Annotated in this window: 13 protein-coding genes; 7 read left to right on the top strand and 6 right to left on the bottom strand. The window is 60.3% G+C overall.

From position 1 onward, the window contains the following. Nucleotides 1-88: 88 nt before the first annotated feature. The gene (locus ACA062_RS13290) at nt 89-2,476 is read left to right on the top strand and encodes a DUF3772 domain-containing protein (RefSeq protein WP_497456785.1); all 2,388 of its coding nucleotides are present in this window, start codon (nt 89-91) and stop codon (nt 2,474-2,476) included. Nucleotides 2,477-2,500: 24 nt separating this feature from the next. On the opposite strand, the gene ACA062_RS13285 is transcribed toward ACA062_RS13290, so the two are convergent. Beyond that, entirely contained in the window at nt 2,501-3,154 is a 654-nt protein-coding gene (locus ACA062_RS13285; RefSeq protein WP_497456784.1) for a peroxiredoxin, read from the bottom strand. Between the two features lie 311 nt (nt 3,155-3,465). Next, nucleotides 3,466-3,801, bottom strand: a complete 336-nt coding sequence (locus ACA062_RS13280; RefSeq protein ID WP_497456783.1) for a hypothetical protein — start codon at nt 3,799-3,801, stop codon at nt 3,466-3,468. A gap of 178 nt (nt 3,802-3,979) precedes the next feature. On the opposite strand from ACA062_RS13280, the gene potE reads away from it, so the two are divergent. Next, the gene (gene potE / locus ACA062_RS13275; protein ID WP_497456782.1) at nt 3,980-5,389 is read left to right on the top strand and encodes a putrescine-ornithine antiporter; all 1,410 of its coding nucleotides are present in this window, start codon (nt 3,980-3,982) and stop codon (nt 5,387-5,389) included. Beyond that, nucleotides 5,386-7,671, top strand: a complete 2,286-nt coding sequence (locus ACA062_RS13270; RefSeq protein WP_497456781.1) for an Orn/Lys/Arg family decarboxylase — start codon at nt 5,386-5,388, stop codon at nt 7,669-7,671. The genes potE and ACA062_RS13270 overlap by 4 nt, the downstream gene beginning before the upstream one ends. A gap of 165 nt (nt 7,672-7,836) precedes the next feature. Here ACA062_RS13270 and betA read toward each other — a convergent pair whose 3' ends face one another. The 4 genes from betA to speB all read right to left on the bottom strand — a co-directional run bounded on the left by betA (nt 7,837) and on the right by speB (nt 13,821). Beyond that, on the bottom strand, nt 7,837-9,525 hold the full coding sequence (gene betA, locus ACA062_RS13265) for a choline dehydrogenase (protein WP_497456780.1): 1,689 nt from the start codon (nt 9,523-9,525) through the stop codon (nt 7,837-7,839). 2 nt (nt 9,526-9,527) lie between these two features. Then, on the bottom strand, nt 9,528-11,096 hold the full coding sequence (locus tag ACA062_RS13260; RefSeq protein WP_497456779.1) for a purine-cytosine permease family protein: 1,569 nt from the start codon (nt 11,094-11,096) through the stop codon (nt 9,528-9,530). A 184-nt stretch (nt 11,097-11,280) separates the two neighbouring features. After that, nucleotides 11,281-12,789 (bottom strand): aldehyde dehydrogenase family protein, encoded by a 1,509-nt coding sequence (locus ACA062_RS13255; protein ID WP_497456778.1) that lies wholly within the window; start codon nt 12,787-12,789, stop codon nt 11,281-11,283. 27 nt (nt 12,790-12,816) lie between these two features. Next, nucleotides 12,817-13,821, bottom strand: a complete 1,005-nt coding sequence (gene speB / locus ACA062_RS13250; RefSeq protein WP_497456777.1) for an agmatinase — start codon at nt 13,819-13,821, stop codon at nt 12,817-12,819. A 152-nt stretch (nt 13,822-13,973) separates the two neighbouring features. On the opposite strand from speB, the gene ACA062_RS13245 reads away from it, so the two are divergent. The 4 genes from ACA062_RS13245 to glyA all read left to right on the top strand — a co-directional run bounded on the left by ACA062_RS13245 (nt 13,974) and on the right by glyA (nt 20,108). Further along, a complete protein-coding gene (locus ACA062_RS13245) occupies nt 13,974-14,888 on the top strand; it encodes a LysR family transcriptional regulator (protein ID WP_497456776.1) in 915 nt (304 codons plus the stop codon). Between the two features lie 81 nt (nt 14,889-14,969). Further along, the gene (gcsR, locus tag ACA062_RS13240; RefSeq protein ID WP_497456775.1) at nt 14,970-16,478 is read left to right on the top strand and encodes a transcriptional regulator GcsR; all 1,509 of its coding nucleotides are present in this window, start codon (nt 14,970-14,972) and stop codon (nt 16,476-16,478) included. Nucleotides 16,479-16,671: 193 nt separating this feature from the next. After that, a complete protein-coding gene (locus ACA062_RS13235; protein WP_497456774.1) occupies nt 16,672-18,378 on the top strand; it encodes an ATP-binding cassette domain-containing protein in 1,707 nt (568 codons plus the stop codon). Nucleotides 18,379-18,851: 473 nt separating this feature from the next. Further along, nucleotides 18,852-20,108, top strand: coding sequence for a serine hydroxymethyltransferase (gene glyA, locus ACA062_RS13230; RefSeq protein ID WP_497456773.1), 1,257 nt, complete (start codon nt 18,852-18,854; stop codon nt 20,106-20,108). Nucleotides 20,109-20,174: the final 66 nt, after the last annotated feature.

Raw genomic sequence — 20,174 nt, 5'->3', positions numbered from 1 at the left:
CTGAGCGCGATCGACAAAACCCTTCGAAAATCGGTGTGATGACCTAACCTCATAGGCTGAGTGACTATCAACAGAGTCGAATACGCCTATGCGTCCTGCATTGAAAGCCATGATCTTCGTCGCTTTCACGCTTTTCGGGTCGAGTCCCGGAATGCTGTCGGCAGCGGACCCGCCAGACGCTTCAGTGCCCAGACCGGGTGCTGCAATCCTTGCCGTTTCCCAGAGCGACCTCCAGGCGTTGCAACTTCGACTGGACATTCTCAAACAGCAAATTTCGCTGGTAGACAACTACAACCAGCTGGAAGGCCCGCAGGATCTGGTTCAGGCGTTCATCCTCGATGTCGATCGCCTGTCGGCCTCATTGCTTCCCCTGCAGACTCAACTGCGCGCGCAACTCGGCGTGTTGGGGCCAGTTCCGCTCGACGATGTAGCAACGGAGCAATCCGATATCGCTGCGCAAAGGGCGGCGCTCACCGAGCAAAAAAACAAAGTCGACGCCACCTTGAAAACCCTGGCGGCACTCAAGGAGAGTGCCACTGACCTCATCACCCAGATAGCCGGCATTCGGCGCAACCTGCTGGAAAGCGAACTGACCCTGAGCACCCGCAGCATCCTTAATCCGGGTTTCTGGTCACCGCTATTGAACCCGTCGCCGGACGATCGGCAGCGCTTGGGCTCGTTCATCGATCAGGCGCGAGACGTGATCGAGACCGCCTGGCAACCCGGTCAGCGCCTCTTCACCGTGGCATTGCTGTTGCTGGCCCTGGTCCTATGGACCCTGGGCCGCAGGCTCGCCGAACGAGGGCTGGCGTGGTTGTGCATCCACCGCATGCCCGAAGGACGCCTGCGTCGAAGCTCACTCGCACTGGCCTCGGTGCTGGCCACGGTATTGACCGTCGGCATTTCCCTGCAATTGCTGTTTTTTGCCTGCACGCGCGAAAGTCCACTGACGCCGATGCTGATGACCTTTTCCCAGGAATTCGAAAAGATCGTTTATGCCTGCGTGCTCGTTACCGCGCTGAGCCGCGCCTTGTTGTCCACGCGACACCCCTCCTGGCGGCTGCCCGCGATTGCCGATCCCGTGGCGCTGTCGCTCAAATCCTTTTCTCGACTGTTGGCTGCTGTCCTGTTGGTGCAGATGACGATTGTCCAGGTCGCCAACGCAGCCGGCATGAGCAGTGAGATCGTGATCGGTGGTCGAGGCGTCATCGCGCTGACGGTCACCTCGATAGTCGCGGTTTTATTGTGGCACACGGGCAAAGTCCGAAGATCAGTCGCAGCTAGCGGCGAAGCCCCCGAAGCGGGCACAACCTTCGCCGGCCTGCTCTATGCCCTCACCGGCCTGGCGGTGTTGATTGCCCTGATATCGCTGTTGAGTGGTTACATTTCTCTGGCCAGGTTCATTACCTTCGAACTGGTCTGGGGATTTCTGATCCTCTGCGGCTTCTACCTCCTGATGCAGCTGTTCAAGGACGCCTGCGAATACCTGTTTTCACCCAAGAGCCCAAGCGGCAAGGCGCTGAAACAGATGCTGGGCATCGAAGATCGGCGCCTGGAACAGGTTTCAATCATCTTGTCGGGGGCCGGTCGGGCCGGGCTGTTGTTGTTAGCGCTTGTCACACTGCTGGTCGGAGGCATCGGAACGACCCTCGGACAACTGCTCACCAACATCTTCGCAATACTCGGAGGCGGCGGCCTGCGCAAACTGAATATAATCCCGGGCCATCTGCTCAACGCCGTGCTGGCGCTGTTGATCGGCATTTACCTGATTCGCTCACTCCGCCGCTGGCTGGATAACGAGTTCCTGCCCAAAACCGACATGGACCCGGGCATGCGGGCCTCGCTCAGCACGCTGTTCGCCAATATCGGCTACGCCCTGGTCATCCTGCTCGCGCTGTCATCATTGGGCGTGCAGTGGACCAATCTGGCCTGGATCGTCAGCGCCTTGTCGGTGGGGATCGGCTTTGGTTTGCAGGAGATCGTCAAGAACTTCGTCTCCGGCCTGATCCTGCTGACCGAGCGGCCGGTGAAGGTAGGCGACCTGATCAGTATCAGCGGGGTCGAAGGTGACATCCGTCGAATCAACGTGAGGGCCACCGAAATCCAGCTCAGCGACCGCTCGATCGTCATCGTCCCGAATTCGCAGCTGATCTCGCAAAACCTGCGCAACGTGACCCTGGGCGGCAGTGCCCAGGGGGTGGCGACACTCGAACTCACCTTCCCCCTGGACATCGACCCCGAACAGGTGAAAAACCTGCTGTACGACACGTATTGCGAACACGAGACCATTCTTGACAAACCGGCGCCGGTGGTCCGGTTCAGCAAACTGACCCCCGAAGGCATCACGCTGACCATCACCGGTTATGTCGGCAGCCCGAGAATTGTCAGCACCACCAAAAGCGACCTGCTGTTCGAGATCCTCAAGCGCCTGGGTGCCGCCGGGATTGAATTGGCCAAGCCGGCACCCGCGGCATGAGCGGGTGCCCGGCATCAGGGCCGGTTACTGCGGTTGCGCCACCGTGCGCAAATAAGGTTTCACGGTCTTGAAGCCTTCCGGATACTTCTTGCGCGCATCCTCGTCGGACACCGACGTAGGAATGATCACGTCCTCCCCCGGACGCCAGTTCACGGGAGTGGCGACGGTGTGTTTGGCGTTCAGCTGCAGGGAATCGAGCAGTCGCAGCACTTCATCGAAGTTGCGCCCGGCACTCATCGGGTAGATCAGCATCGCCTTGACCTTCTTGTCCGGGCCGATGATGAACACCGAACGCACCGTGGCGTTGTCCACGGCGGTCCGTGCGCCGCCACTGGCGTTGGGATGAATCATGTCGTAGAGCTTGGCCACCACCAGGTTCTCGTCGCCGATCATCGGGTAGTTGACCGCATGGCCCTGGGTTTCTTCGATGTCCTTTGCCCAGCTCTGATGGTTACTGACGGGGTCGACGCTGAGTCCGACGATTTTGGTGTTGCGCTTGTCGAACTCGGGCTTGAGGCCGGCCATGTAGCCCAGTTCCGTGGTGCAGACCGGGGTGAAGTCCTTCGGATGCGAGAACAGGATGGCCCACTTGTCGCCAATCCATTCGTGGAAATTGAGCGTGCCTTCGGTGCTTTCGACGGTAAAGTCCGGTGCTTCGTCGCCTATGCGGATTGCCATGTTCGTTTTCCTCGTGGTGTGGGTAGGGAAACTCTCAGGCGTTCCAGTATAGGAGACGTTGAACACTTCGCTCTGCTGCCTGCTGAAGTGTTGGTGACAGCGGTGATGCTGTTCCTTAAAGCAGTCAGTGAGACCCCTGTGGCGAGGGAGCTTGCTCCCGCTTGAGCGCGTAGCGCTCACAAAATCAACAATTGCATGCACATTTTTCGGGCCGCTTCGCAGCCCAGCGGGAGCAAGCTCCCTCGCCACAATGAGTGGGTGTGCCATTTCCCGCCATCGATGCCTGACCTCACGGGCGCCTTCGCCATCTGCTATTTACGCGCCACCCTGTAGCGGACGCAGTCATCGTAAAAACCCTGCCTGATTGCCGCCGGCTTGAGCCGCGACTGACTGTCGTAGGTCTGCTCGGTAATGCCCATGGCCATCATGCGCATCCATGGCTTGCTGAATTTGTAGGCCTGCAACTTCTGGCGCGCGGCATACAGCGAGACGCCCGACAGTTTGAGTTCCTGGGCTTTGGCCGCCGTTCCCGCGCCCCAGCTGCACATATAGCGGTCATTCTCCACCAGCTCCCTGGCCTGGACGGAAGCCACACCGCTGGCCAGGCCGCACGACATGAGCACGATCAACACATTCCGCATTTGCATTCGATCCTAACTAACTGAAAATAAATTGATTTTGGTCAAAAGATCGAGGCTTCGGGGCCAGCAAAATGCCTTGAGTGCGCTATAGCTTGTTTTCTCAGTGTCTTACGGACGTTTCTTGCGAGATCTCAAACCTTGGCTATAGCTAACGCTTCCAAACGCAATCCATAGAGGCAACGGAATGTCAGGCGCAAAGAAAATGACGGTGGGGCAACTGACGATGTTGACGGCCGTCAACATGTTGGGCTCAGGCATTGTGTTGTTGCCGACCAAACTCGCCGAAGTCGGCGGTATTTCCATTCTGTCCTGGCTGATCACGGCCACCGGTTCCCTGGCGCTGGCCTATGCCTTTGCACGCTGCGGCATGCTCAGTCGCAAGACCGGGGGCATGGGCGGTTATGCCGAATACACGTTCGGCAAGGCCGGTAACTACCTGACCAACTACACCTATGGCCTCTCGTTATTGATTGCCAACGTGGCAATCAGTATTACCGCGGTCGGCTATATCCAGGTGCTGTTCGACGTGCAGCTGGGTTCGCTGCAAGTGGGCCTGGCGACCATCGCGTTGTTATGGATCACCACCTTTGCCAACTTCGGCGGCGCGCGGATTACCGGCCGGATCGGGGCGATCACGGTGTGGGGGGTGATTGCACCGGTGGTGCTGGTATCCACCATTGGCTGGTTCTGGTTCGACAGCAGTGTCTACGCCGCCGGCTGGAACCCGCACAACATGGGCTGGCTGGAAGCTGCGGGCGCCTCGGTGGCGATCACGTTGTGGGCATTCCTGGGCCTGGAGTCGGCGTGCGCCAACACCGACGCGGTGGAAAATCCGGAGAAGAACGTGCCGATCGCCGTCCTCGGTGGCACCCTCGGCGCGGCCGTGATCTACATCGTTTCCACCAACGTCATCGCCGGTATCGTCGACAACCCGGAACTGGCCTCCTCCACCGCGCCGTTCGGCCTGGTGTTTGCCAAGATGTTCACCCCATTGGTGGGCGACATCGTGATGGCGGCGATGGTGCTGGCCTGCGTCGGTTCGTTGCTGGGCTGGCAGTTCACCATCGCCCAGGTGTTCAAAAGCTCGGCGGACACCGGTTACTTCCTGCCGATCTTCGCCAAGGCCAACAAGGCTGGCACGCCGATTGTCGGCATGTTGATTCTGCTGGCGGGCCAAACGGCGCTGGGCTTTCTCACCATCAGCCCGGACCTGAGCAAGCAGTTCGACACCCTGGTCAACCTCGCAGTGGTCACCAACCTGGTGCCATACATCCTGTCCATGGCCGCGTTGATGACCATGCAGAAGGTGTCCAACGTACCCGCAGGCAAGGCGCTGGCCACCAACATCATTGCCTGGGTGGCCGCCGCTTACAGCTACCTGGCGCTCTACAGCTCGGGCGAGCAGGCGCTGATGCTTGGCGGCGTGGCGACCCTCTTCGGCTACACGCTGTTCGGCTTCGTCAACAACCGCCTGATTCGCCTCGAAGCACTCAATAACAGCGTACCGACGCAGACTGTCAGTGCTCAGCACATCAGTGGCGAGCCGGTGCCGGTGAACAATCTGAAAACGGCCACTCTGGAGACTCAATCATGACGGAATATAGACATTCGCTCGGAATGCTCACGCTGCTGGTGAGCAGTCCGCCGGACAAAAGAACCGTATTCGGTCGCGCCCTGAATCAGTTGATCAGCGATGTGGAAGAACGCACGATCAGCGTGCTGGTCTCGGAAAGCCTGAGCGACGCCACCTCGATCCTGCATTCGGATCCGGCGATTCAATGCGTGCTGCTCAGCTGGGAAATGGATGACAGCGAAGGCCATGAGGAATGCATCAAACTGCTGACCAGCCTGCGCGAACGCAACACCCGGGTACCGGTGTTTTTGATCAGCGACCGCAGCACCGCGTCGAACATTCCGCTGGTGGTCATGCAGCACGCCGACGACTTCATCTGGCTGCCCGAGGACACCAGCCGCTTCCTCAGCGGGCGCATCCTGGCCGCCATCGAACGCTATCGGCAGGCGGTGTTGCCACCGATGTTCGGCGCGCTGCTGAAGTTTTCCCGGACTTATGAATACTCGTGGCACACCCCAGGGCATGCCGGTGGCACGGCGTTTCTCAAGAGCACGGCGGGCCGCGCGTTCTACGAGTTCTTCGGCGAAAACCTGCTGCGTTCCGACCTGTCGATTTCGGTCGGCGAACTCGGTTCGCTGCTCGATCACAGCGGCCCCATCGGCCAGGGCGAGCGTTACGCCGCCAAGGTCTTTGGCGCCCACCGCACGTATTACGTGACCAATGGCTCGTCGACCTCCAATCGGGTCATTCTGATGGCCAGCGTCACGCGCAACCAGATCGCGCTGTGCGACCGCAATTGCCACAAGTCCGCCGAGCACGCGATGACCTTGTCCGGGGCCATTCCGACCTACCTGGTGCCGACCCGCAATCGCTACGGCATCATCGGCCCGATCCTGCCGCAGACCCTGAGCGCCGAAGGGGTGCAAGCCGCCATCGCCGACAACCCGCTGGTCAAGGACGGTATCGATCCGACGCCGATCCACGCCATCATTACCAATTCGACCTACGACGGCCTGACCTACAACGTCACCCGGGTCGAGGAGTTGCTGGGCCAGAGTGTCGACCGGCTGCATTTCGATGAAGCCTGGTACGGTTATGCGCGGTTCAACCCGCTGTATCGCGACCGCTTCGCCATGCACGGCAGCCCGGACGATCACGATGAGTCGCGCCCGACCGTGTTCGCCACGCAATCGACGCACAAGCTGCTGGCCGCGCTGTCCCAGGCTTCGATGATTCACGTGCGCAACGGCCGCAACCCGATTCCGCACGGGCGCTTCAACGAGTCGTTCATGATGCACGCCTCGACCTCGCCCAACTACGCGATCATGGCCTCCTGCGACGTCAGCTCGGCGATGATGGAAGCGCCCAGCGGGCAGATCCTGACCACCGAATCCATCGAAGAAGCCATCGCTTTCCGCCAGGTCATCTCACGCATGAACAACGAGATGCAGGGCAAGGACGAGTGGTTTTTCACCTGCTGGCAGCCGCCGTCAGTGCAGGTGGGCGGCGCAGCGGTACCTTTCCATGAAGTCGATCCGGTGCTGCTCAAGACCGAGCCGAACTGCTGGGTACTGCACCCGAACGAGGTGTGGCACGGTTTCGGCAACATCGAGGACGGCTATTGCATGCTCGACCCGATCAAGGTCTCGGTGCTGAGCCCCGGCATGGGCGACGATGGCAACCTGCTGGACTTCGGCATCCCCGCCTGTGTCCTCACCGCCTACCTCGGACGCCAGGGCATCGTCGTCGAGAAGACCACCGACTTCACCATTCTCTTCCTGTTCTCCATCGGCATCACCAAAGGCAAATGGGGCACCCTGGTCAACGCGCTGCTCGACTTCAAGCGCGACTATGACGACAACCTCGAACTCGAGCTATGCCTGCCGGACCTGCTGACCGCCAATCAGCAACGCTACGCCGGCATGGGCCTCAAGGACCTCGCCGCGGACATCTTTGCCGCCATGAAGCGACACAAGACCACGGCGACCATGGCCCAGGCATTCGGCATGCTGCCCCAGGCCGAATTCAGTCCGGTGGAGGCCTACGAAAAACTGGTCAAGAACGAAGTCGAACAGGTGACCCTGGAAGAAGCCGCCGGGCGGATCGTCGCGACCGGGATCGTGCCCTATCCACCGGGCATTCCATTGTTGATGCCAGGTGAGAACGCAGGGCCGGCGGACGGGCCATTGCTGGCCTATCTCAGGGCGCTGGAGAGCTTCGACAAATCCTTCCCCGGTTTCACCCATGACACCCATGGGATCGAAAGTGAGGGCGGGGTTTATCGGTTGTTGGTGTTGAAGTGAAGTAAGCACAATCTTCAGCTTACACAACCCCCTGTAGGAGCTGGCTTGCCAGCGAAAGCGGAGTGTCAGGCAACATCAATTTAGCTGACCCACCGCCTTCGCTGGCAAGCCAGCTCCTACAGGGGATCTCCTTCAACCATGGCTATCGCGTCCCGAAGGCCTGAATCAAACCCTCACATTGCGTCCCGGCAATGTCGATCGCTGACTGTTTTCCCAATCCTCCACCAAGCCCACCGGTGCATCGGATGCCGGCAGCATGCTGCGCCCGCGAACCAGATCCGAGGCACGCTCGGCGAGCATGATGGTCGGTGCATTGAGGTTGCCGTTCGGCTCGGTCGGGAACACTGACGAGTCAATCACCCGCAGACCCGCGATCCCCCGCACCCGCAGCTCGGAATCCACCACCGCCATGTCGTCCTCGCCCATCCGGCACGAGCCGCAAGGGTGGTAGGTGCTCTCCAGGTTCTCGCGGACGAAGGCGTCGATCTCTTCATCGGTATTGACCAGCGGCCCGGGTGCGATCTCACCGTCGCGGAAGCGGTCCATCGCCGGCTGGCCGATAATCTCCCGGGTCAGGCGAATGCAGCGGCGGAAACCTTCGCGATCTTCTTCCCGTTGCAGGTAGTTGAACTGAATTTGCGGGTGCTCGTAAGGATCCGCCGAACGCACCCGCACATGGCCGCGGCTCTTGGGTTTGTTCGGCCCGGTGAGCACCATGAAGCCGTGGCCCTTGATCGGCTTGTTGCCGTCGTAACGCATGGCCGCCGGCAGAAAGTGAAACTGAATGTCCGGCCAGCGCAGGCCCTTGTCGGAGCGGATGAAACCACCGGCCTCGAAATGGTTGGTGGCGCCGAGCCCGTCCTTGAACAACAGCCAGCGCAGGCCGATCAACAGCTTGCTCAGGGGGTCCATTTTGCTGTTGAGCGTCACCGGCTCCTTGCAGCCGAACTGGATGTAAACCTCGGCGTGGTCCTGCAGATTCTCCCCTACCCCCGGCAGGTCATGGCGCACGCCGATCCCGGCTTTGCGCAGGACCTCGGAGGGACCGATGCCGGAACGTTGCAGCAGGTGCGGTGAGCCGATGGGGCCGGACGATACCAGCACTTCCCGGTTGCAATAGACCTGGTGGCTCTGGCCCTCGTGGTCATAGATGACCCCCACCGCGCGTTTGCCTTCGAGCATGATCTGGCGGGTCATCGCGTGGGTGATCACGGTCAGGTTCGGACGGCCCATGGCCGGGCGCAGATAGGCGTTGGCGGTGGAGCAGCGCACGCCATTTTTCACCGTCATGTGCATGGCGCCGAACCCTTCCTGCATGAAGCCGTTGCAGTCGTCGGTCTTTATGTAGCCCGCTTCGGCACCGGCTTCGACCCAGGCGCCATACAGCGGGTTTTTCATGTGGTTGCCGTTGGTGGTGTGCAACGGACCGGTGCTGCCGCGATAGCCATCACCGCCCTCCTCGTAATGCTCGGCCCGCTTGAAATATGGCAGGCAATTGCGGTAGCCCCACCCCTGTGCGCCGAGGGATTCCCATTCGTCGAAGTCACACGCATGGCCGCGGATGTACACCAGGCCATTGATCGACGACGAGCCGCCGAGCACCTTGCCGCGCGGGCAGTGAATACGCCGGCCGTTGAGGTAAGGTTCCGGCTCGGTTTCGTAGCGCCAGTTGTACTTTTTGGTGTTCATCGGGATCGAAAACGCACTCGGCATCTGGATCACCACGCTGCGGTCGCTGCCACCGAACTCCAGTACCAGCACGGAAGTAGCGGGGTCTTCGCTCAGGCGGTTGGCCAACACACAACCGGCCGAGCCTGCACCGATGATGATGTAGTCGTATCTTTGCGTCGCCATGGTTATCTCCCGGCCGTCGATTCATTGAATACCGGCAACGAAGGCTTGGTCAGCCGGTCGCCGGTGGTGTATTGCGGGGATGTTTTTTCGATGTGCCGGATGACGGCTTCTTCGCGCTTGAGGTCGATCGAGCGGCTGAACCAGTAGTACACCAGTCCCGAGACAATCAGCCCGACCAGCCAGGCGATGTCGATGCTGCCGAGCGCCTTCGCCAACGGGCCGACATAGACCTCGCGCTGCTCGACGCCGTCGTAGATGTAGAAGAACGGGATCATCGAGATGAAACCGATCGCGTACGCGGCGATGCCGCGCAGGCCCCAGCTGCCATAGAGGTTGCCGTGGGGCATGAAGAAGTGCGGGATGGCGTAGCGGCCCTTGCGCACGAAGAAATAGTCGGTGAGGTTGACCGAGGTCCAGGGCACCAGGAAGTACAGCATCACCACCAGGTAGATGCCCAGCACCGACAGGCCTTTGCCTGAACTCTGAATGCTCAGGGCCACGCCCAGTTGCAGCAGGATCACGAAACCGATGGCCAGGATCCGTGCCTTGCGGGTTGGCTCGATGTGCTTGATGGAATCGACGCAGGTCAGGGTGGTCAGCTTGGCGCTGTAGATGTTCATCGCGATCACCGGCAGGAACGCCAGGATCGTGACCACCACCACAACCGTACCCATGAACGGCGACACGGTGTTACCCACCTGGCCAAGGGCGACCAGCACGTCGGTGGAGTGCAGGTGATCGGCCAGCCAGCCACCCACGGCAATCATCCAGGCACCGGACAACGAGGCGCCGAGAAACACCACCGCGATCAATTTACCGCTGGACGTGTTCTTCGGCAGGTAGCGTGAATAGTCGGACACATAGGGCGCATAGGCGATGTTGTAACTCGCCGCCGCGGCGAACTGGGCGATGAAACCGGTCCAGTTAAAACCCAAGGGTGCCGGGGCCACTTCACCGGCGGCCAGTACCGGCACCGCGGCGTCGGGCACCCAGCCCATCAACACCGCCAGGGTCACCAGGCCGTACAGCGGCAGCGACAGGAACAACGCCCATTTGAAACTGCGATGCATCCAGTCGTGGCCGAGGATCGCCAGGACGGCAGCCGGCACCGTCACGGCCACCGCCACCACAATGGGGTTGAAGCCGAACAGCGTGTGCAGGCCCTGCATCATCAACACCAGATTGACGATGTTGAAACCGGCGAACACGAACAGCGTCGCCAGCAGCACCAGAATCACCCCGCGATAGCCGAACTGCGCACGGGACTGGATCATCTGCGGCAGCCCCAGGTGCGGGCCTTGCGATCCGTGAAAGGCCATGAACAACGTGCCGAACATGATGCCCAGCGTCCCGGCGAGGGTGGTCCACAACGCGGTCAGGCCGACGCTCGGGCCAACGAAGCCGATGGTCATGGTGAAGAAGGTGAAATTGCCGAGAAACCAGAACGGGCCCTGGCTCGACAGTTTGTCGGTACGCTCGCTCTCCGGGATAAAATCGATCGAATGCCCTTCGACGATGGGTTTGTCGTCGAGGATGGACAGGCTGGGGGTGGCTTTGGCGTCAATGTTCATGATGGGCTCTTATTGTTTGAAGATCATGACGGGATAACTGCATTCTTTCGGGTGAACGACGCCCCCCTGTAGGAGCAAGCTTGCTCGCGATGAGGTCTTATCCGTCACTGCATCTGCGCCTGTCCCTACGCTATCGCGAGCAAGCTTGCTCCTACAGGAATTGCGTTCCTTCAACAGCCATGACTCAGGGCAGCGTGATCCAGACCGCCTTGGTCTCGAGCAGATAATCGAGCTGCTCCGCGCCCAGGTCCTTGCCGAATCCGGACTGCTTGTAGCCACCGAACGGCATCGACGGATCGAGGGTGCCGTGGGCGTTGACGTAGACCGACCCCGCTTTCAACCGCGGGATCAGGCTGTGCACCTTTCCAAGGTCATTGGAATACAGTGCGGCCGCCAGGCCGTAAGGCGAGTCGTTGGCCAGGGCCAGCGCCTCTTCCTCATCGTCGAACGGTGCAGTCACCAGCACCGGGCCAAAGATCTCTTCCTGGACGATGCGCATGTCGTTGCGGCAATGGGCAAAAATGGTCGGCTCGACGAAGAAACCGGGACCTTCCACAGGCTGGCCGCCGTAGACCAGTTGCGCACCTTCCTGCTTGCCGGTGTCGATGTAGTCGGTCACTCGCTGCTGCTGCAACGCCGAGACCAGCGGGCTGATGAAGCAATCCGGATCCAGACCCGGCGCCATCTTCAAGGTCCGGGTGTAGGCGATCAGTTCGCGCAGGAACTCGTCGTAGACGCTGCGATGAACATAGGCCCGGGTACCGGCATCGCACACCTGGCCCGAGTTGAAGAACACGCCATTGGCGATGGCCTGGGCGGCGGCTTTCACGTCGGCGTCGGCCAGGACGATTACCGGTGATTTTCCTCCGAGTTCCAGGGTTAGTCGCTTCATTTCGTCCAGCGCCGCACGGCCGACGGTGCGACCGACCGGGGTCGAACCTGTGAAGGTCAGCTTGTCGATGCCCGGGTGGGTGGCCATGGCCGCACCGACCACGCTGCCGCGACCGGTGACGATGTTGATCACGCCGTCCGGGATCCCGGCTTCCTGGACCAGTTCGGCAAAACGCAGGGCCGACAGCGATGTCAGTTCGGCGGGTTTGACCACCACGGTGCAACCGGTTGCCAATGCGGCGCCCAGCTTCCAGGCCATGGTCTGCAGCGGGAAATTCCACGGCACGATGGCGCCCACCACCCCCACCGCTTCCTTGCGCGTATACGCCAGGTAGTTGCCCGGCAGCGATGGCTCGACAGTGCGGCCGTGCAGCTTGGTCGCCCAGCCGGCGAAATAGCGCAGGGTATCGACCGTGCCCTGGATATCGACATCCCGGGCGAAGGCCGCTGATTTGCCCATGTCGATCGATTCGATTTCAGCCAGTTCGGCGGCGTTGCTTTCAATCAGGTCGGCCAGGCGTTGCATCATGCGTTCGCGCTCTGCCGGTTTGGCCTGACGCCAGGCGCCACCGTCGAATTGCGCGCGGGCGGCTTGTACGGCGCGATCCAGGTCCTCAGTGGTGCCCATGGGAATCCGGGTGATCAGGCCTGCGGTCGAAGGTTCGATGACCTCGGACGTCTGCCCGTCGCTGGCGTCGACAAAGGCGCCGCCGATGAACATCTTCTGCGCCTTGCCGAGGAAGGTCTGGGTGGCTTCGGAGACGCCGAATTTCTGCAGGTAATTTTTGACGATCGTGTCCATTTTCAGTCTCTCTGTGCGGCGGTCAGGTCACGCCGAGGCCGTGGTGGTTGCGCTCATGACGTGCCGCGCCTGAGCCCGCTCGTGGAAGATGAAACCGATGCTGTTTAGCAGCAGTTGCGCCGCCAGGATCGAGGTCATGCCAGTCGGGTCATAGACGGGCGCCACCTCGACCAGGTCCATGCCGACGATGTTGCCCTGGCTGCGTTTGGCCAGGGCCTGGATGATTTCCAGCACTTCGTAATAGAGGAAACCGCCATGGCTGGGGGTGCCTGTGCCGGGTGCGATGGAAGGGTCGAAACCGTCGATGTCGATGGTGATGTAGTAGTTGATGTTCTGCGGGATCAACGCCAGCACACCGTCGACGCCCAGGCGCCGCACATCGCGTACCGAGAGAATCTTCGAGCCCGCCGCATGGGCCGCTTCGTAGTCATCGCGATTGGAGGAAGACACGTTGCGGATGCCCATCTGCGTCATGCCGACGATGTGGTTCATTTCCGAAGCACGGCGCAGCGGGTTGCCATGGCCGTAGCGCACGCCGTGGCGTTCGTCGACGAAGTCCAGGTGGGCATCGAAATGGATGATGTGAATCGGACCGCGGCCCTCGAAGGCCTTGATCACCGGCGCGTGCACCGAATGATCGCCACCGAGCACCACTGGCATGACGCCGGCATCGAGGATCTTGCGTACCGCGTATTCGGTGTTGGCGTTGCTGGTGACCATGTCGGTGTGCACGATATCGGCGTCACCGACATCGACCATGCGCACATCGGCGGCGGTCAGGTACATGACGTCATCTTCGTGGTCGTAGGCACCGGCATGGCCGAAGGAGAACAGCGTCGATGCCTCGCGAATTCCCCGTGGCCCGAAACGGGCACCGGAGCGCCACTGGGTGCCCATGTCGTTGGGGACGCCAAGGACTGCCACGTCGGCATCGAGGGCATCCCAATCGGTGCACACCGGGGATTTGCCAAAGGTGCAGTGCCCCACGAATGGCAGGTTCAGGCGACCGGATTCATAACCGTTGTTCGACATGTCTGGCATCTCCAATTCTTGTTATTGGCTGTGCGGTCGTGGAAGGCGACCGCCGTTGAAGTGACTATGGGCGCAGGTTTTCGTGGAAAAAATGCTAAACATCAGATACTCATATCGGCATTACCGATGCATCCACACGCGGGAGGTCCAAGGTGATCCAGCTGCACGATGTCGACCTGAAACTGCTCAGGGTGTTTGCCACGATTGTCAGGTGCGGCGGGTTTTCTGCCGCGCAGGCGGCACTGAATGCCGGCCAGTCGACCATCAGCGAACAGATGACTCATCTGGAAACCCGGCTCGGGGTCAAACTCTGCCAGCGCGGGCGCAGCGGCTTTCGCCTGACCGAGCAAGGCGTGGCGATCCATGAAGCCACCCAGCGCCTGCTCTCGGCGGTAGAGAATTTCTGCATGGACGCCGACGTGCTCAAGCAGCACATCAGTGGCAAGCTCAACCTGGGCATCATCGACACCACCATTACCGACCCGGACTCACCGCTGCCGCGCACCACCCAGCGCTTCGTGTCCCGAGGGCATGACGTGCACCTCAACGTGTACGTCGGCACCCCGGCGGAACTGGAAGAACGTGTACTAGACGGTCGCCTGCACCTGGCCATCGGGCACTTCCCGATCCACGTTCCCGGGCTGTTGCATTCACCGCTGTATCAGGAAGCCCTGGGGCTGTATTGCGGGCGGCGGCATCCACTGTATGGCAGCAAGGCCGAGGGTGACGAACTGCTCGAAGAGATTGCCGCAAGCCGGATTGTGGTCAGGGGCTACATGCAGCAATACGACCTGGAGCACTTGGGCGTGAGCAAGGCCGCGGCCACCGTGGACAACATCGAAGCGCTGGCCATCCTGCTGATTTCCGGGGCCTACCTGGGCTTTTTGCCGGTGCACTTCGCCTCGCAGTGGGTCAAGAACGGCGAGATGCATCAGCTGGCGCCCACCAGCCTGCAACTGATGTCGCCGTTCGATGTGATTACTCGACGCAGCACTGCCCCGCCGCCGATCCTGCAGGCTTTCCTCGAGGACCTGGACGCCTGTTCGCGCAAGGCAGCCAGTCACTGACAGACACTGCTCGCCACCATTGAACAGTGCCCGGCATACTGATCGGCGCCGTCATCCCGTTCGCCACCTTGCAGGCCAATCATGCGCATCCACGTCACCTTCATCGACCGCGTCGGCATTACCCAGGAAGTACTGGCCCTGCTCGGCGGGCGCAGTTTCAATCTGGATGCCGTCGAGATGGTGCCGCCAAACGTGTACATCGATGCCCCGACACTCGGTGCCGATGTGCTGGAGGAACTGCGCGAGGCCTTGCTCGGCGTGCGGGGTGTGCAAGCGGTGACCCTGGTCGACATCCTCCCGGGACAGCGTCGCCGCCTGCAACTGGATGCCTTGCTTGCGGCCAGCATCGACCCGGTGCTGGCGGTGGATGAGCGCGGCCATGTGCTGCTGGCCAATCCGGCGCTGATCGCCTTGTGCGGCCGTGAACCGGCCGGTGAGCCGCTGACGGCGCTGTTCGATGATCCCGACTTGCAACGCACGCTGATCGAACACGGCTACCGCCTGCCCATGCACGAGGTCAGCCTCGCTGGTCAGACCTTGCTGCTCGACGCGATGCCGATCACTGATGCCGGCGCCCTGCTGACCCTGTATCAACCGAACCGCATCGGCGAACGCCTCTCGGCGCTGCACCATGACCATGCCGAAGGGTTCGATGCGCTGCTGGGCGAATCCCCGGCGATTCGTACCCTCAAGGCCCGCGCCCAGCGGGTGGCCGCCCTCGACGCTCCGCTGCTGATCCAGGGCGAAACCGGCACCGGCAAAGAGCTGGTGGCCCGTGCTTGCCACGCCATCAGCACCCGACGTGATGCCCCCTTCCTGGCCCTGAACTGCGCGGCCCTGCCGGAGAGCCTCGCCGAAAGCGAGCTGTTCGGCTACGCCGCCGGCGCCTTCACCGGCGCGCAACGGGGAGGCAAACTCGGCCTGCTGGAACTGGCCGACCAGGGCACGGTGTTCCTCGACGAAGTCGGCGAAATGTCGCCCTACCTGCAAGCCAAGTTGCTGCGCTTCCTGAGCGATGGCTGCTTCCGTCGGGTGGGTGGCGATCGCGAGGTCAAGGTCAACGTGCGGATCCTCAGCGCAACGCACCGCGACCTGGAAAAAATGGTCAGCGAAGGCAGCTTTCGCGAAGACCTGTTCTACCGCCTGAATGTGCTCAACCTGCAAGTGCCACCGTTACGCGACCGTGGCCACGACATCCTGCTGATGGCCAATCACTTCATGCAACAGGCCTGCGCACAGATCCAGCGCCCGGTCTGCCGCCTGGCGCCGGGCACTTATCCGGCGCTGCTCGGCAATCGCTGGCCGGGCAACGTACGGCAACTGCAGAACGTGATCTTCCGCGCCGCGGCCATTTGCGAGAACCCGCTGGTGGACATCGACGACCTGGACATCGCCCGCACGGCCATGGAGCGGCAGAACGCCGGCGAAGTCGGCAGCCTGGAAGCGGCCGTCGGTGATTTTGAAAAAAACCTGCTGGAACAGCTTTACCGCAGCTATCCGTCGAGCCGTTTATTGGCTGCGCGGTTGCAAACTTCGCACAGTGCGATTGCTATTCGGCTGCGTAAGTATGGGATTCCGGGGAAGCTTTAATGTGTTTGCTGGTGACTCCTGCGGGCGTGTAAATCGACATGCAACAACATCCATTACCTAATGGATTTGCCCTACCTGCAAAAAAGAAACTTCCTACACAATAATGGGAAGCTCTACCCACACTAACAATTGAACACCTGAAAACTCATTGCTATTAATTCACCTGCGAGAAAACACAGCCGACAGGTGCCCCATGCAGACACTCATCAGAACGACCTGTAAAAAACACGCAGTACTGCTGACTTCAACAATAACCACCATCATAGTACTCAAGCTTATAGCGCTAGCTCCGCCCCTGCTACTAGGCAAAATCGTCGACGCGCTGAACAGTGATAGTTATACAACCCTCAACACCCTACTTACGATGACGGCTGCGTTTGCCCTGGCTGGATGCATTCAAGCGATCATTAATCCACTGCAAATTTTTCTTTTATCCCGATTAGTGCAGCAGATAGTGATGAACGCATCCATAGACTGGATGGCAGAGTTGATGCGCAAAGAATTTGGTCATTTCGATTCGTGGCGCATCGGGCACTTTATCAAATCCGTGGAGCGCGGCATCACGGCCCATGAACAATTATTGACATTCTTCGTCACCGTCGGAATCCCCATGTGTCTGGAGTTTTTGATCGTGGGCGGCGTTTTTCTTTATATGGGTGGTACCGGGATTTTCCTCGCATTGACCGGTCTTGGCATCCTCTACCTGTTTGTCACCCATAAAATCATCAGGTGGCGCAGAAAGTATATTGATGCGGTCAACGAGCAAGAAGATGAGTTAAGCGCGATTGTGTTCAATACCCTGACCGCGGGGAAATCGATAAAACTGGAAAGAGCCGAACACACGGCAACACAACCGTTGAGCCGCGCCTTCGAGCAATACGCCAACGCTGCGGTAACCGTGACAAGCTCCGGCGGTTTCCTGAGCGCGGCAAAGATTTTATTTGTCAGCCTCTCCACGGCAGGATTGCTGGGCTGGGGTGTTTTCGATCAATTGTCGGGCGAGCCAAACATCAGCGTCGGGCAACTGGTAGCCATATTTTCCATTGCGGGAAGTTTTTTACTCAACATCACCGCGCTTACCGAAGGTTATCGAGTACTTGACCAATTTCTCGCTGACCAGCGTCGACTGCAGCAATTGTTATCATTGCCAAACTTTGACCAGGACAACCGTCAAGCCGAAATCACGTCCCGGCACGCCTCGACTATGGTACTCGCCCCCTGCGTTGTGACCGATAACAGAGCGGTCCGGCTATCTATCGCGAATGCCATCACTTTTCAACAAGGCCAATCGGTCGCCATCACCGGTCCCAGTGGTGCGGGAAAAACCACCTTGCTGGAAACACTGGCCGGATTGAATGCTTCGGTGAGGAGCCAATTGAGCCTGAACGGCGTGCCGGTTTCCAGTTTGAACGCCCATTTACACCTGAAATACCTGAGGTATTGCCCTCAATCACCGCAGTTTCTGGAAGGCACCTTTGACCGCTCGGTTCTGTTTGGCACCCTTCCCTCGCCACATATTGCCCAGGCGATACAACAACTGAACCTTGAAGCCATTGTTTCCCAGCGTGATCTGAACGCAAACGCCTCCAATATTTCCGGTGGCGAAGCCAAACGGCTGTCACTGCTGCGCCTGATCAACAGGCCAGGCCAATTCAATCTGTTCGACGAACCCAGTGCCTCGATAGAACCGAAGCTGGCGATTCCGGTGTGGGACTTGCTGTTCGACACTTTCTCCGAGCGCGGACTGATTTGTGTCACCCACGACGTCCGCCACCTGTATCGCTTTGATCGAGTCATCGTGATGCAGGACGGCGCGATTATCGACGATGGCCCGTGGTGTGAGTTGGTCCACAGGACGGCAATCAAGGCGCTGCTGAGCGACCTTCAGCCGCAAGCTTGATGCTTGGCAAAAAGCTGCTTCGGATGCGTTGCAGCTGACCATCCGCAGCACCTTGAGTCGTGGTGTGTGCAAACCGATACAGCGTATCGAATACGATCCACTTCTGCCGCAACCCTACATCCCTCCAATCCGGCACCCTCCGCGCCTCTAACTCCCACCCTACCTGTATTGATTTCAATACAGAAAGCTCCATCATTTCTCACAAAAATATCTCATCTCATTGATTCATAAAGAATTGCTGTTGTTGGCACCGCACTTGCTGGTCAACCTCAAACCACGCTCACTGCCGACCAACACCGATCCGGCGCTGGATGGCAAGAACACCGCCGCCCCCTGGTAGGAGCTGCCGCAGGCTGCGATCTTTTGATCTTGCTCTTGATATTCCGGGGTAAACCCGGAAGAAGATCAAAAGATCGCAGCCTGCGGCAGCTCCTACACGGGGGTCTATATCACCCTGAGAACAGGACTCCACCATGTTCAGCAAGCACGACCAGATCAAAGGCTACGACGATGAACTGCTGGCGGCGATCAACGCCGAGGACGCACGGCAAGAGCACCACATCGAATTGATCGCCTCGGAAAACTACACCAGCCAACGGGTGATGGAGGCGCAAGGCAGCGGCCTGACCAACAAGTACGCCGAAGGCTATCCCGGCAAGCGTTATTACGGTGGCTGCGAGCACGTCGACGTGGTCGAGCAGTTGGCCATTGATCGGGCCAGGCAGCTGTTTGGCGCCGACTATGCCAACGTGCAGCCGCACTCCGGCAGCCAGGCCAATGCCGCGGTGTATCTGGCGCTGCTGCAGGCCGGCGACACCGTGCTGGGCATGAGCCTGGCCCATGGCGGCCACTTGACCCACGGCGCCAAGGTCAGTTTTTCCGGCAAGCTCTATAACGCGGTGCAGTACGGTATCGACACCAACACCGGGCTGATCGATTACGACGAAGTCGAGCGCCTGGCGGTCGAGCACCAGCCGAAAATGCTCATCGCCGGGTTCTCCGCCTATTCGAAGACCCTGGACTTCCCGCGCTTCCGTCAGATCGCCGACAAGGTCGGTGCCTATCTCTTCGTCGACATGGCCCACGTCGCCGGGCTGGTCGCGACCGGTCTGTATCCGAACCCGCTGCCGTACGCCGACGTGGTCACCACCACGACCCACAAGACCCTGCGCGGCCCTCGTGGTGGCTTGATCCTGGCCAGGTCCAACCCGGAGCTGGAGAAAAAACTCAACGCCGCGGTGTTCCCCGGTGGCCAGGGCGGACCGCTGATGCACGTGATCGCCGCCAAGGCCGTGTGCTTCAAGGAAGCGCTGGAGCCCGCCTTCAAGACCTATCAGGCGCAGGTGATCCGCAACGCCCAGGCCATGGCCAAGGTGTTTATCGACCGTGGCTACGATGTGGTGTCCGGCGGCACCGATAACCACCTGTTCCTGGTCAGCCTGATCCGCCAGGGCCTGACCGGCAAAGACGCCGACGCCGCCCTCGGTCGCGCCGGCATCACCGTGAACAAGAACGCGGTGCCGAACGACCCGCAGTCGCCGTTCGTGACTTCCGGCCTGCGCATTGGCACCCCCGCCATCACCAGTCGTGGGTTCAAGGAAGACCAGAGCATCGAGCTGGCGGGCTGGATCTGCGACATCCTCGATCACCTGGGTGACGCCGATGTCGAGGCCCAGGTCGCCAGCCTGGCTGCCGCGATGTGCAGTGACTTCCCGGTTTATCGCGACTGATCGGCAATGGGAGGGCTGGCCCCTCCCATCGCGCAATAGAAAAAATACCTGCGTCCAGTCATGCCA

The sequence above is a fragment of the Pseudomonas sp. LBUM1679 genome (assembly GCF_059695565.1).
Note: the sequence above shows the minus strand (reverse complement) of the source record. Positions and strands in the feature narration are given on the sequence as shown.